General features: G+C 69.8%; 12 protein-coding genes. 10 read left to right on the top strand and 2 right to left on the bottom strand.

Annotation, left to right across the window (positions count from 1 at the left end; translation table 11 throughout):
* Positions 1-19: 19 nt before the first annotated feature.
* From ACOCEP_RS33910 to ACOCEP_RS33900, 3 genes are all read left to right on the top strand, one after another.
* A complete protein-coding gene (locus ACOCEP_RS33910; RefSeq protein ID WP_482333410.1) occupies positions 20-634 on the top strand; it encodes a malonic semialdehyde reductase in 615 nt (204 codons plus the stop codon).
* A gap of 181 nt (positions 635-815) precedes the next feature.
* Positions 816-2843, top strand: coding sequence for a threonine--tRNA ligase (thrS, locus tag ACOCEP_RS33905; protein ID WP_482333408.1), 2028 nt, complete (start codon positions 816-818; stop codon positions 2841-2843).
* Positions 2840-3376, top strand: a complete 537-nt coding sequence (locus ACOCEP_RS33900; RefSeq protein ID WP_482333406.1) for an HIT family protein — start codon at positions 2840-2842, stop codon at positions 3374-3376. Before thrS ends, ACOCEP_RS33900 begins: the two co-directional genes overlap by 4 nt.
* Before the next feature lie 198 nt (positions 3377-3574).
* Here ACOCEP_RS33900 and ACOCEP_RS33895 read toward each other — a convergent pair whose 3' ends face one another.
* Positions 3575-4117 (bottom strand): YceI family protein, encoded by a 543-nt coding sequence (locus ACOCEP_RS33895; RefSeq protein ID WP_034307837.1) that lies wholly within the window; start codon positions 4115-4117, stop codon positions 3575-3577.
* 105 nt (positions 4118-4222) lie between these two features.
* Here ACOCEP_RS33895 and ACOCEP_RS33890 point away from each other — a divergent pair, with 105 nt between their 5' ends.
* From ACOCEP_RS33890 to ACOCEP_RS33865, 6 genes are all read left to right on the top strand, one after another.
* The gene (locus ACOCEP_RS33890) at positions 4223-4765 is read left to right on the top strand and encodes a MarR family winged helix-turn-helix transcriptional regulator (RefSeq protein ID WP_482333404.1); all 543 of its coding nucleotides are present in this window, start codon (positions 4223-4225) and stop codon (positions 4763-4765) included.
* Between the two features lie 104 nt (positions 4766-4869).
* On the top strand, positions 4870-5511 hold the full coding sequence (gene pgsA, locus ACOCEP_RS33885) for a phosphatidylinositol phosphate synthase (RefSeq protein WP_016334780.1): 642 nt from the start codon (positions 4870-4872) through the stop codon (positions 5509-5511).
* Positions 5508-6425, top strand: coding sequence for a phosphatidylinositol mannoside acyltransferase (locus tag ACOCEP_RS33880; protein ID WP_482333403.1), 918 nt, complete (start codon positions 5508-5510; stop codon positions 6423-6425). The genes pgsA and ACOCEP_RS33880 overlap by 4 nt, the downstream gene beginning before the upstream one ends.
* Before the next feature lie 22 nt (positions 6426-6447).
* Entirely contained in the window at positions 6448-7593 is a 1146-nt protein-coding gene (locus tag ACOCEP_RS33875) for a glycosyltransferase family 4 protein (RefSeq protein ID WP_482333402.1), read from the top strand.
* Complete coding sequence (locus ACOCEP_RS33870) at positions 7590-8072, top strand: NUDIX hydrolase (RefSeq protein ID WP_482333401.1); 483 nt, start codon at positions 7590-7592, stop codon at positions 8070-8072. The genes ACOCEP_RS33875 and ACOCEP_RS33870 overlap by 4 nt, the downstream gene beginning before the upstream one ends.
* Positions 8073-8084: 12 nt before the next feature.
* Positions 8085-8558, top strand: a complete 474-nt coding sequence (locus ACOCEP_RS33865; protein WP_482333400.1) for an XdhC family protein — start codon at positions 8085-8087, stop codon at positions 8556-8558.
* A 58-nt stretch (positions 8559-8616) separates the two neighbouring features.
* On the opposite strand, the gene ACOCEP_RS33860 is transcribed toward ACOCEP_RS33865, so the two are convergent.
* Positions 8617-10725, bottom strand: coding sequence for an elongation factor G-like protein EF-G2 (locus ACOCEP_RS33860; RefSeq protein WP_482333398.1), 2109 nt, complete (start codon positions 10723-10725; stop codon positions 8617-8619).
* A 163-nt stretch (positions 10726-10888) separates the two neighbouring features.
* Between ACOCEP_RS33860 and ACOCEP_RS33855 the strand changes: the two genes are divergently transcribed.
* A complete protein-coding gene (locus ACOCEP_RS33855) occupies positions 10889-12307 on the top strand; it encodes an FAD-binding oxidoreductase (RefSeq protein WP_482333397.1) in 1419 nt (472 codons plus the stop codon).
* Positions 12308-12373 lie beyond the last annotated feature (66 nt).

Raw genomic sequence — 12373 nt, 5'->3', positions numbered from 1 at the left:
ACGGAAGGAAGATCCACCCATGACCACCAGCGTTGAGCCGACCGAAGCCTTGGACCTCCCGCAGGACGTTCAGGACCTGTTGTTCCGCGAGGCCCGTACCGCGAACAACTTCAGCGACGAGCCGGTGACCGACGAGCAGATCCGCGCGATCTACGAGCTGGTCAAATGGGCCCCGACGTCGATGAACAACCAGCCGCTGCGCGCGCTGGTGATCCGCACCGAAGAGGGCAAGAAGCGCCTCGCGCCGCTGATGTCCGAGGGCAACCGCGCCAAGACCGAGGCCGCGCCGGTGACCGTCGTGCTGGCCGCCGACACCGAGTTCCACGAGAACCTGCCGCGCACCTTCCCGCACTTCCCGGGGGCCAAGGACCTGTTCGCCGACGAGGCGGGCCGCGTCGAGACCGCGAAGCTGAACGCGCTGTTGCAGGTCGGCTACTTCATCATCGGTGTCCGCGCCGCCGGGCTGGCCGCCGGCCCGATGACCGGCTTCGACGCCGAAGGCATCGACAAGGAGTTCTTCGCGGACAAGCCGTGGAAGTCCCTCGTCGTGATCAACGTCGGCAAGCCGGGCGAGAACCCCTGGTTCGACCGCCTGCCGCGGCTGGACTTCGACGAGGTCGTCGAGACCGTCTGACCTCGTTCCCCGATCCGCGAAGGCCTTCTTCCGATGGGAAGGAGGCCTTCGTGGTGCTTGGGGTAATGCGCGTGAGCCGCGCGGTGGGTGACGACTAACATCACACGAAACATCCGCCTTTCATCGCGAGGAGTCCATCGTGTCCCAGCCGTCGTCAGTAGCAGCCGCAACCGCCCCGCGCGTGGTGGTACCGGCGGGCACTACGGCGGGCGCCGCGGTCCGCGAAGCCGGGCTGCCGACCAAGGGGCCGGACACGATCGTCGTCGTGCGCGACGGCGAGGGGAACCTCCGCGATCTCTCCTGGGCCCCGGAGTCCGAGGTCGAGGTCGAAGCGGTCGCCGCCGACACCGAGGACGGCCGCAGCGTCATCCGCCACTCGGCCGCCCACGTCCTCGCCCAGGCCGTGCAGCAGCAGTTCCCGCAGGCCAAGCTCGGCATCGGGCCGCCGGTCAAGGACGGGTTCTATTACGACTTCGCCGTCGACACCCCGTTCACCCCCGAAGACCTGCAGGCGCTCGAAAAGCGCATGAAGCAGATCGTGAAGGGCGCGCAGCAGTTCTCCCGCCGCGTCTTCGACTCGGTCGACGAGGCCAAGAAGGAACTGGCGGACGAGCCGTTCAAGCTGGAACTCGTGGACATCAAGTCCGAAGACTCCACAGTGGACACCTCCGAGGTGATGGAGGTGGGCGGCGGCGAGCTGACCATCTACGACAACCTCGACCCGCGCACCAAGGAGCGCGTGTGGAGCGACCTCTGCCGCGGCCCGCACGTGCCGACCACCAAGTTCATCCCGGCGTTCAAGCTCACCAGGGTCGCCGCCGCGTACTGGCGCGGTGACGACAAGAACCCGCAGCTGCAGCGGATCTACGGCACCGCGTGGGAATCCGCCGAGGCGCAGGACGTCTACCTGGAGCGCCTGGCCGAGGCCGAGCGGCGCGATCACCGCAAGCTCGGTGTCGAGCTGGACCTGTTCTCCTTCCCCGACGAGATCGGCTCGGGGCTGCCGGTGTTCCACCCCAAGGGCGGGATCATCCGGCAGGAGATGGAGAACTACTCGCGCCAGCGGCACGTCGAGGCCGGGTACGACTTCGTCTACTCGCCGCACATCACCAAGGGCGCGCTGTTCGAGACCTCCGGTCACCTCGACTGGTATCGCGACGGCATGTACCCGGCGATGCACCTCGACGCCGAGCACAACGAGGACGGTTCGGTCCGCAAACCCGGCCAGGACTACTACCTCAAGCCGATGAACTGCCCGTTCCACGACCTGATCTTCCGTTCGCGCGGGCGTTCCTACCGCGAACTGCCGCTCCGGATGTTCGAGTTCGGCTCGGTGTACCGCTACGAGAAGTCCGGCGTGATCCACGGCCTGACCCGGGTGCGCGGCATGACGCAGGACGACGCGCACATCTTCTGCACCCTGGAGCAGGTCCCCGGTGAGCTGAAGTCCCTTTTGGACTTCGTGCTGAACCTGTTGCGCGACTACGGTCTCGACGACTTCTACCTCGAACTGTCCACTCGGAACGACGAGAAGTACATCGGTTCCGACGAGGTGTGGGACGAGGCGACCGAGGTGCTGCGCACCGCCGCCGTGGACTCCGGGCTGGAGCTGGTGCCGGATCCGGGTGGCGCCGCGTTCTACGGGCCCAAGATCTCCGTGCAGGCGAAGGACGCGCTGGGCCGCACCTGGCAGATGTCGACCATCCAGCTGGACTTCATGCTGCCCGAGAAGTTCGAGCTGGAATACACCGCGGGTGATGGCAGCCGTCAGCGCCCGGTGATGATCCACCGCGCGCTGTTCGGTTCGATCGAGCGGTTCTTCGGCGTGCTGACCGAGCACTACGCGGGCGCGTTCCCGGCGTGGCTGTCGCCGGTCCAGGTGGTCGGCATCCCGATCACCGAGGACCAGGTCGAGCACCTGCGCGGGGTCGAGAAGGCGCTGCGGGCCAAGGGGATCCGGGTCGACGTCGACGCGAGCGGCGACCGGATGCAGAAGAAGATCCGCACCCACACCACGCAGAAGGTGCCCTTCATGCTCCTGGCGGGCGCGAAGGACGTCGAGGCGGGGGCGGTGTCGTTCCGGTTCCGCGACGGCGGCCAGATCAACGGCGTCTCGGTGGACGACGCGGTCGAGGCGATCGCCGGCTGGGTCCAGCGCCGTGAGAACGCTTCGCCGACCGTGGCGGGCTTGGAGGCGGTACTCCGGTGACGGGCCTGGACGGCCCTGAAGTCGTCGGACAGGACGGTGTGGGGGTCCCGGACGCGTTGCAGCGCCTGTGGACCCCGCATCGGCTCGCCTACGTGCAGGGTGCCAAGAAACCCGACGAGGGCTGCCCGTTCTGTCATCTCCCCGAGAAAAGCGACGAGGACGCGCTGATCATCGCGCGGGGGAAGACCGTGTACGTGGTGCTGAACCTGTACCCGTACAACCCCGGGCACCTGATGGCCGTGCCGTACCGCCATGTCGCGGACTACACGGATCTGACTCCGGAGGAGACCGTCGAGGTGGCGGAGTTCACCCAGCACGCGATGCGGGTGATCCGGGAGGTTTCGTCGGCGCACGGATTCAACATCGGGATGAACCAGGGCGTGATCGCCGGCGCGGGGATCGCCGCGCATCTGCACCAGCACGTGGTGCCGAGGTGGGGCGGCGACGCGAACTTCATGCCGGTGATCGGGCATACGAAGGTGCTGCCGCAGCTGCTGGGGGAGACGCGGCAGCTGCTGGCGGGCGCCTGGTAAGTCCGGGCCCGCGCGCCTCGGTTCCGCTCCGGAATGCAATGAACGGTCCGTTCCTTGCGAATTTCGCAAGGAAAGGACCGTTCCTAGCGCGCGCCGGTGGTCACCCCAGGGCCGGGGCGCGGCCGGTGGCTGATGTCATGAAAGGGTCGTTCAGGACGAAAAACGTCCTGAACGACCCTTTCATGACACTCGGGGGCCTCAGGCGTTGAGCGCGGCCTGCAGCTCGATGTCGATCTTGACCTTCTCGGACAGGAAGGCGTTGCCCTCCGGGCCGATGCCGAAGTCGCGACGGTTCACGGTCGCGGTGGCCGAGACGCCGAGGGTGGTGGCGTTGTCGTTGGCCGGGTTGGTGCCGATGCCGTTGAACTCCGCCTCGAGCGAGACCGGGACGGTCTTGCCGCGCCAGGTGAGCTCGCCGTCGATGACGTAGTCGCCGCCGTCCTCGCGGATGCCGGTGGAGCGGAACGTGATGACCGGGTGCTCGTCGACGTGGAAGAAGTCCTCGGACTTGAGGTGCGTGTCGCGCCCGTCGACGCCGCTGGCGACCGACGAGGCGTCGATCTCGACGGTGACCGACGAGTCGAGGATGTTGTCGGCGGTGACGACCTCACCGGTGAAGGCGGTGAAGTTGCCCCGGGACTTGGCGAGGCCGAGGTGCTTCACGGTGTAGGCGATGTCGGAGTGGGCGGTGTCGATCGTCCACTTGCCTGCGACGTAGCCCGGGATTTCGGTGGTGGTCATGAAGTCGATCTCCAAAGTCTGTGGTGAACCCTGAGCTGGTTGAGCGCTCAACCGTGACTGTAGCGCAATTTGGTTGAGCGCTCAACCAGGGGTAGAATGGGCGGCATGTCCGAACCCCGATGGCTCTCCGACGAGGAGCAAAAAGTCTGGCGCGACTTCTCCGCGGCCACGCGAATGCTGCAAGCGCACCTGGAGGGCCAGCTTCAGCACGAGGCGGGCATGCCCCATACCTACTACGAAGTGCTCGTCGCCCTGTCCGAGGCGCCGGGCCGGCGGCTGCGGATGAGCGAGCTGGCCGACGCGCGCAAGGCGTCGCGCAGCAGGCTTTCGCACGCGGTCGCGCGGCTCGAAGCGAACGGCTGGGTGCGACGTGAGTCGTGTCCCACCGACAAACGTGGTTCCTGGGCGGTGCTCACCCCCGAGGGGTTCGCCGCGCTGGAGGAGGCCGCGCCCGGGCACGTCGAGGCGGTCCGCGAGAGCCTTTTCGACCCGCTGACCCCCGAACAGGTGAAGGCGCTCGGCGAGATCAGCGCCGCCGTCCTGGGGCGGCTGTCGCCGAAATGTGCCGCCGCCGAGGCGGAACTGGCGCTGCGGGAAGAGACCCTCGTGGACCTCGAGGACTCGGCCGAACTGGCCAAAGCGGACTGACCGGAACCCGGTCCGGGGGCGGGCGCGACGACGAGTGTCGGTGCGGGTGGATAGGCTTCGGGCGGCCACCCGACCCTGCTGCTTTAGGTGCACCTGAAGAACCGATGCTCAACATTTTCGCGCGCGCCTCCGTTTCCCGCGTCACCGACCCGATGGGGAAGGTGCTCGTGCGTGCCGGTCTGACCCCCAACGCGATGACCGTCATCGGCACGGCCGGGGCGGTGCTGTGCGCGCTCGGGTTCTTTCCCAACGACATGCTGCTGTGGGGCACCTTCACCGTCTGGGGCTTCGCGATGCTGGACCTGCTCGACGGCGCGATGGCCCGCGCCCGCGGGTACGGCACGGCCTTCGGGGCCGTCCTCGACGCGACCTGCGACAGGCTGGTCGACGGCGCGTTGTTCGCCGCGATCGCGTGGTGGTGCTTCGTCCACGACGACAACCGCCCGGCCGCGGCCGCCGCGCTGATCTGCCTCGTGCTCGCGCAGGTCATCTCGTACGTCAAGGCCCGCGCCGAGGCCTCCGGGCTGGAGGCGGACGGCGGCCTCGTCGAACGCGCGGAACGCCTGATCATCGCCCTCGTGGGAACCGGACTGCACGGTCTGGGCGTTCCGTACACCGTGGACATCACGCTCTGGCTGCTCGCGGTGCTTTCGGTGATCACCCTGCTGCAGCGGACGGCCGCGGTGGCCAAGGCGGCGAGGGCCGCCAAGGCGGCCGGGCCACCCGCCGCGGAGGGCGGGGCATGAGCGGGTTCTCCCAGCGGCTCAGCGACTTCGGTTACGCGGCGGGCTGGCGGCTCGCGCGCTGGCTGCCGGAGTCGGCGGGCTCGGTGACCTTCGGCCTGGGCGCCGATCTGGCCGTCCGGCGGGACGGCGGCGGCGTCCGCCAGCTGCGGCGCAATCTCGCCAGGGTGGTGCCGCAGGCCGACGGCGTCGAGCTCGACGAGCTGACCCGCCGCGCGATGCGGTCCTACGCCCGCTACTGGCACGAGATGTTCCGGCTGCCCTCGATGGACCACAAGGAGGTCAGCCGCAAGGTCGCCCAGTCGATCACCGGCGTGGAGAACCTGGACGCGGCCCTCGCCGAGGGCAACGGCGCGGTGATGGCGCTGCCGCACAGCGGGAACTGGGACGCCGCCGGCGTCTGGCTCGCGGACTATCTCGGCGGTTTCACGACGGTCGCGGAGCGGCTGAAACCCGAATCGCTGTACCAGCGGTTCGTGTCCTACCGGGAATCGCTCGGTTTCGAGATCGTCCCGCTGACCGGAGACAGCTCCGCGATGCGCGTGCTGCTCAAGCGGCTGCGGGAGAACAAGGCGATCTGTCTGGTGGGGGACAGGGACCTGACGAATTCCGGCGTGCCGGTGAAGTTCTTCGGCGAGCAGACCCGGATGCCGGGCGGGCCCGCGCGGCTGGCCGCCACCACGGGTGCCGCGCTGATCCCGGCCGGCTGCTGGTTCACCGAGGACGGCTGGCAGATCAGGCTTCACCCGCGGATCCGGGTGAAGAACCGGTCCGAGGTCCCGGCGGCCACGCAGGCGCTGGCGGACATCTTCGCCGGGGACATCGCCGCGCATCCCGCCGACTGGCACATGATGCAGAAGTTCTGGCTCTCCGACTTCGAAGCCGGGGAACAGGCCGCCCTCGGCGAAGCGAGCTGAGCCGATGGCTCAGGCGCGGGTCATGAAGATCGGGATCGTCTGCCCGTACTCGTTCGACGTACCGGGCGGTGTGCAGGGGCACGTCATCGATCTCGCGAAGGCGCTGCTGGCACGTGGGCACCAGGTCTCCGTCCTCGCTCCCGCGGACGAGGATTCCGACGTCCCGGATTTCGTGGTCCCCGCCGGGAAGGCGCTCGGTATCCCGTACAACGGCTCGGTCGCGCGGCTGCAGTTCGGCCCGGTGTCCTATGCCCGCGTGCGGCGATGGATCCGCGACGGCGACTTCGACGTCCTGCACCTGCACGAGCCCGCCGCGCCGAGTCTTTCGTTGCTGGCGCTGAAGGTCGCGGACGGCCCCATCGTGGCGACCTTCCACACCGCGACGACGCGTTCGCGCACACTGGCGGCGTTCCAACCGGTGCTGCGCCCGCTGCTGGAGAAGATCACCGCGCGGATCGCGGTTTCGGCGCTGGCCCGCCGGGTCCAGGTCGAACACGCCGGCGGCGACGCGGTCGAGGTGCCCAACGGCGTCGACGTCGACTTCTTTTCCCGCGCGCTCCCGTTGGACGGCTACCCGCGCGCGGGCGGCACGGTCGGGTTCGTCGGGCGGTACACCGAGCCTCGCAAGGGGATGGGGGTGCTGCTGGAGGCGTTGCGGGCGCTGCTGCCGGAGTTCGAGGAGCTGCGCCTGCTGGTCGTCGGCCGTGGCGACGCCGATCAGCTCCGCCGCGAGGCAGGGCCGGAGCTGGCGCCGCATATCGACCTGCTCGGCCAGGTCGACGACGAGACGAAGGCGCGGGCGCTGCGCAGTGTCGACGTCTACTGCGCGCCGAACACGGGCGGCGAGAGCTTCGGGATGATCCTCACCGAGGCCATGGCGGCGGGCACGCCGGTGCTGGCGAGCGGGTTGGACTCGTTCCGCCGGGTCCTCGACGACGGCAAGGCCGGGATGCTGACCGAGACCGGCGACGCGGCGGCGCTGGCCGACGGCCTGCGCGAGCTGCTCGGAGACCCTGCCCGGCGGGCGTCGCTGGCGGCGGCCGCGGGGGAGCGGGTCGCGATGTTCGACTGGTCCGTGGTCACCACGCAGGTGCTGCGCGTGTACGAGACGGCGATCGCCGCCGATCCCCGGCGCGTCGGCGCGGGTGAACGCGAGTTCAGCCGATGACGACCTGGGTGTGGATCGGCGGTCTCGTGGCCGCGATCGTGGTGCTGGGCGGGCTTTTCCTGCTCGCGACGGCGAACAGGCTGGACAGGCTGCACGTCCGCACGGACGCGGGCTGGGCGGCGCTCGACGCGGCCCTCGCGCGCCGCGCCGTCGTCGCCAGGGCGGCCGCAGCGATCCTGGGCGACGAGGAGCTGCGCACGCTGGCCGAGCGTGCCGAGCGGGCACAACGGCCGGATCGCGAAGCCGAGGAAAGCGAACTGACGCTGAGGCTGGCGCGCGTCGATCGCGCGGCTTTACCGGCGCCGCTGGCCGAAGAGCTGACCGACGCGGAGCACCGTGTCGTCATCGCGCGGCGCGTGCACAACGACGCCGTCCGGGACACCCTGCATCTGCGGCGCCGGCGGAAGGTCCGGTACTTCGGGCTCGCCGGGACCGCCCGGCTTCCGGAATACTTCGAGATCGCCGAACCCGAGCTGTAGGAGGACGAACCCATGAGCGAGCGGCTGCTGGTGGCGGTGTTCGCGACGCCCGTGGCGTCGTTCCTCCTGCGCTACGGCAAGGATCTCGGCTACAAGACGGTGCTGTTCGAGCCGGACGGCGCGCGGGTGACCGACGTCGACGACGGCGTGGACGCCCTCACGACGGTGCCCGACCTCGGGCCGGACGCCGACGTCGTCGTCACCGATCACGACCGGCCCGAACTCGGCGACGCCCTTAAGGCCGTGCTGGAGCGCCCGGCGCGGTGGGTCGGGGTGCTCGGCAACCCGCGCCACGCGGGCCCCCACGTCGCCGCGCTCAAGGCACTGGACGTCCCGGACGACGAGATCGCGCGGGTCCATCGCCCGGTCGGGCTGAACATCGGCTCACGCACGCCGCCCGAGATCGCCGTCGCCACCCTGGCCGGTCTGCTGGCGGACCGGAACGGGCGACCGGGCGGCTTCGAGTTCCCGCCACCCCGCGTTTAGTCCTCTAGACGCGATCCATGCACACGCAAGTACCGCATCTAGAGGACTAAACGCGGCGTCAGTAGGCCACCGCCCCTTCCGGCATCGGCTCGAACCTGGCGTGCCTGCGGGTGAACGTCGCCGTGCCCGAAGTCAGCGAACGCAGGTCGATCGCGTAGCGCAGCAGCTCGGCCGCGGGGACCTCGGCGCGGATGACCGTCCGGCCGCCTTCACCCGATTCGGTACCGAGCACGCGGCCACGCCGGGACGAGAGATCGCCCAGCACGGTGCCAAGGTGCTCGTCCGGAAGCCGCACCGCCACCTCTTCGAGCGGTTCGAGCAGTGCGATCTTGCCCGCCGCGGCAGCCTCCTTCAGTGCCAGCGCGCCCGCCGTCTGGAACGCGGCGTCCGACGAGTCGACGCTGTGCGCCTTCCCGTCGACGAGGGTCACCCGGATGTCGATCAGCGGATGGCCGTCGACGATCCCTCGCTGTGCCTGGGCCCGGACCCCTTTTTCGACGCTCGGGATGAACTGGTGCGGCACCGAGCCGCCGACGACCTTGTCCACGAACTCGAAGCCCGACCCCCTCGGCAGCGGCTGGACCTCGATGTCGCAGACGGCGAACTGGCCGTGCCCGCCGGACTGCTTGACGTGCCGTCCGTGCCCGCGGCCCGGACCGGCGAAGGTCGAACGCAGGCTGATGCGGACGGGCTCGGTGTCCACGTCGGCGCCTCCGGCGCGCAGCCGTGACAGCACGACGTCGGCGTGCGCCTCGCCCATGCACCACAGGACGAGCTGATTGGTCTCGGCGTTGCGGTCCAGCCGGAGCGTCGGATCGCCCGCGACGAGCCGGGAAAGGTTGCGCGCCAAAGTGTCCTCGTCGCTGCGTGTCTTCGCGACGACGGCGACCGGCAGGAGCGGTTCCGGCATCGCCCACGGCTTCATGATCAGCGGATCGTCCGGTGAGGAAACGGTGTCGCCCGTTTCCGCCGAGCCGACCTTGGTGAGCGCGCAGAGGTCGCCTGCGACGCAGTACGGGACTTCGCGCAGGTTGGCCCCGAGCGGCGAATACAGATGCGCGACCCGTTCGTCGGCGTCGTGATCCTCGTGCCCCCGTTCGGCGAGGCCGTGGCCCGAGACGTGCACCGGCCGTTCGGGGCGCAGCGTCCCGGAGAACACCCGCACCAGGGACACCCTGCCGACGTAGGAGTCGACAGCGGTGCGGACGACCTCGGCCGCCAGCGGGCCGTCGGGATCGGCCCGGAGCCCGGCGTGCGGTTCGCCGGTGGGGGAGGTGACCTCCGGCGGGACGTGTTCCAGCGGCGAGGGAAAGGCACGCACGATCCCGTCGAGGACTTCGGCGAGCCCCACCCCGGTCGTCGAGCACACCGGGATCACCGGATGGAAGGACCCGCGGGCGACGGCCGTTTCGAGGTCGGCGATCAGCGTGTCCTCGGAGATCTCCTCCCCGCCGAGGTACCGGTCCATCAGGGTCTCGTCCTCGCTCTCGGCGATGACCCCTTCGATCAGCTCGTTGCGGGCCTCGGTCATCCTGGCCAGGTCGGCCTCGTCCGGCTCGCCGACCTCGGGTGGGAAGCCGTTCGAATAGTCGAAGTAGCGGCGTGTGATGAGCCCGACGAGCCCGTCGCGCGCGGGCAGGTACAGCGGCAGGACTCCGGCACCGAAAGCCTCCTGACAGGCCGCGATCTCGCCTTCGGGGTCGGCGCGGTGATGGTCCAGCCGGGAGACGACCACCGCCCTCGGCATGTCGACGGCGGCACATTCCTCCCAGACCGCGATCGTGGCGGCGTCGACGCCTTCCGCCGCGCAGACCACGAACAACGCCGCGTCGGCGGCGCGGAGCCCGGCGCGCAGTTCGCCGACGAAATCGGCGTACCCCGGGGTGTCGATGAGGTTGATCTTGTGGCCCTGGTGCAGCACAGGCGCGACCGAAAGGCCGACCGACCGCTGCTGCCGGACCGCCGCGGGGTCGTGGTCGCATACCGTGGTGCCCTCGACGACCGAGCCCGCCCTGGTCACCGTGCCGGACGCGGCGAGCAGCGCTTCGGCGAGTGTCGTCTTCCCCGATCCCGACGGGCCGACCAGGACGACGTTGCGGACCTTCGCCGGGTCGTCCACAGCGACGGCGGCCCCGGAGTCTCCGTTCTTGCTCTGTTTGTCGGCCATGCCGGTCTCCTCACCACACGATGCCGCGGACAGGTGTGTCCTCGATCACACACCCGCGACGGGCGTCGCGGCAAGGTGACCGGCGAGGGAACCCCCGAATGTCGACGCGCCGTTATGCTCGATGGCGGACACCCGGAGGCGATCCGACGGTGGGGGATGAGCGATGGAGCTCGACAGGCGCACGGTGTTACGGCTGGCCGGGGCGGTCCCGATGATGGCGGCGGTGCCCGCCGGGGTTCCCGGCGGGGGTGGTCCGTGGGAACGGTTGCGCGCCCGCCTGACAGGCGAGCTGTTCCGGCCCGGTGACCCGGGGTACGACGAAAAGCGGCTCGGGTTCTTCAGCCTCTACGACCATAAGCTGCCCGCCGGTGTCGCGGTCTGCGCGAACGAGGACGACGTGCGGCACTGCGTCGATTTCGCGGCCAGGCAGCGGATTCCGATCGCGGCCCGCTCGGGCGGGCACAGCTACGCCGGCTATTCCATTGTGGACAGAGGGCTGGTCGTCGACCTGTCCAGGCTGAGCGCGGTCCGGATCCTGCCGGGTGGCCGAGCGGCGATCGGGGCGGGCGCGCAGCTCGGCCCGGTGTACGAGGCGCTGGCCGCGGCGGGTCGCGCGCTGCCCGCCGGCAGTTGTCCCCAGGTCGGCATCGCCGGGCTGACCCTCGGCGGCGGGATCGGTGTCCTGGCGCGAAAGTACGGTCTGACCTGCGACAATGTGGAATCCGTGCGTTTCGTCGGCGCGGACGGGAAGGCGCGCCTGGTGTCGGAGGAGACGGCGCCGGACCTGCTGTGGGCGTTGCGTGGCGGTGGCGGTGGCAACTTCGGCATCGTCACGTCGTTCACCTTCCGGACGGCGGCCGCCAGGACGCTGACGAACTTCACCCTGGTCTTCCCGCCCGCCGCGCTTGCCGCGCTGGTCGCGGCCTGGCAGGAGTGGCAGCCCGCGATGCCGGACGAACTCTGGTGCGGGATGGGACTGGGCGCGGCCGTCGCGAACTGCGGTGGTTGCTTCGTGGGTTCCGCCGCTCAGGTGAACCCATTGCTGGACGATCTGGTTCGCCGCGTCGGTACCGAGCCGATCAAACGCGAAGTGACCGAGCAGGGCCACCTGGTCTCTATGCGGGCCTTCGCCCAGGAGGCCGCGTTCCCGGCCGCGGTCGCGCAGCGGGGCGACTATGTGGCCACTTCGCGGATGTTGACGCATCCGGTGCCCGATCCCGACGCGCTCGCGGCGTTGCTGGGCAGTGATCCGGAGCTGTACTCGATCGTGGACGCGTACGGCGGCGCGATCGCGCGGGTGCCGTCGAGCGAGTCGTGCTTCCCGCACCGGTCCGCGCTGGGCAGTGTCCAGATCATCCGCGGCCTGGCGGGCGGCGAGGCGTACGCGCGCCAGGTGATCGGCCGGGTCCGGGACGAGCTCGGCCGCGAGTACGGGCAGGCCGGGTACGTCAACTACATCGACCCGGAGATGCCCGAGTGGCCGAAGGCGTACTACGGCGACAGCCTGCCGCGCCTGCGGCGGGTGGCGCGAAAGTACGACCCGGACGGGCTGTTCGCCTTCGAGCAAGGCCTGGCCCGCTGACGCGTTTCGTCCTCTGGTTGCGGTAGTTCGCCGGCGAACTACCGCAACCAGAGGACGAAACGCGGC

This window comes from Amycolatopsis sp. CA-211722, assembly GCF_056828465.1.
This window is presented reverse-complemented; position numbering and strand designations above follow the sequence as displayed.

Coding starts and splice junctions, on each gene's coding strand:
- ACOCEP_RS33880 (WP_482333403.1), top strand. CDS start 5,508: ATGAGCGGGTTCTCCCAGCGGCTCAGCGACTTCGGTTACGCGGCGGGC.
- ACOCEP_RS33910 (WP_482333410.1), top strand. CDS start 20: ATGACCACCAGCGTTGAGCCGACCGAAGCCTTGGACCTCCCGCAGGAC.
- ACOCEP_RS33855 (WP_482333397.1), top strand. CDS start 10,889: ATGGAGCTCGACAGGCGCACGGTGTTACGGCTGGCCGGGGCGGTCCCG.
- ACOCEP_RS33895 (WP_034307837.1), bottom strand. CDS start 4,117: ATGACCACCACCGAAATCCCGGGCTACGTCGCAGGCAAGTGGACGATC.
- ACOCEP_RS33870 (WP_482333401.1), top strand. CDS start 7,590: ATGACGACCTGGGTGTGGATCGGCGGTCTCGTGGCCGCGATCGTGGTG.
- ACOCEP_RS33860 (WP_482333398.1), bottom strand. CDS start 10,725: ATGGCCGACAAACAGAGCAAGAACGGAGACTCCGGGGCCGCCGTCGCT.
- pgsA (WP_016334780.1), top strand. CDS start 4,870: ATGCTCAACATTTTCGCGCGCGCCTCCGTTTCCCGCGTCACCGACCCG.
- ACOCEP_RS33890 (WP_482333404.1), top strand. CDS start 4,223: ATGTCCGAACCCCGATGGCTCTCCGACGAGGAGCAAAAAGTCTGGCGC.
- ACOCEP_RS33865 (WP_482333400.1), top strand. CDS start 8,085: ATGAGCGAGCGGCTGCTGGTGGCGGTGTTCGCGACGCCCGTGGCGTCG.
- ACOCEP_RS33875 (WP_482333402.1), top strand. CDS start 6,448: ATGAAGATCGGGATCGTCTGCCCGTACTCGTTCGACGTACCGGGCGGT.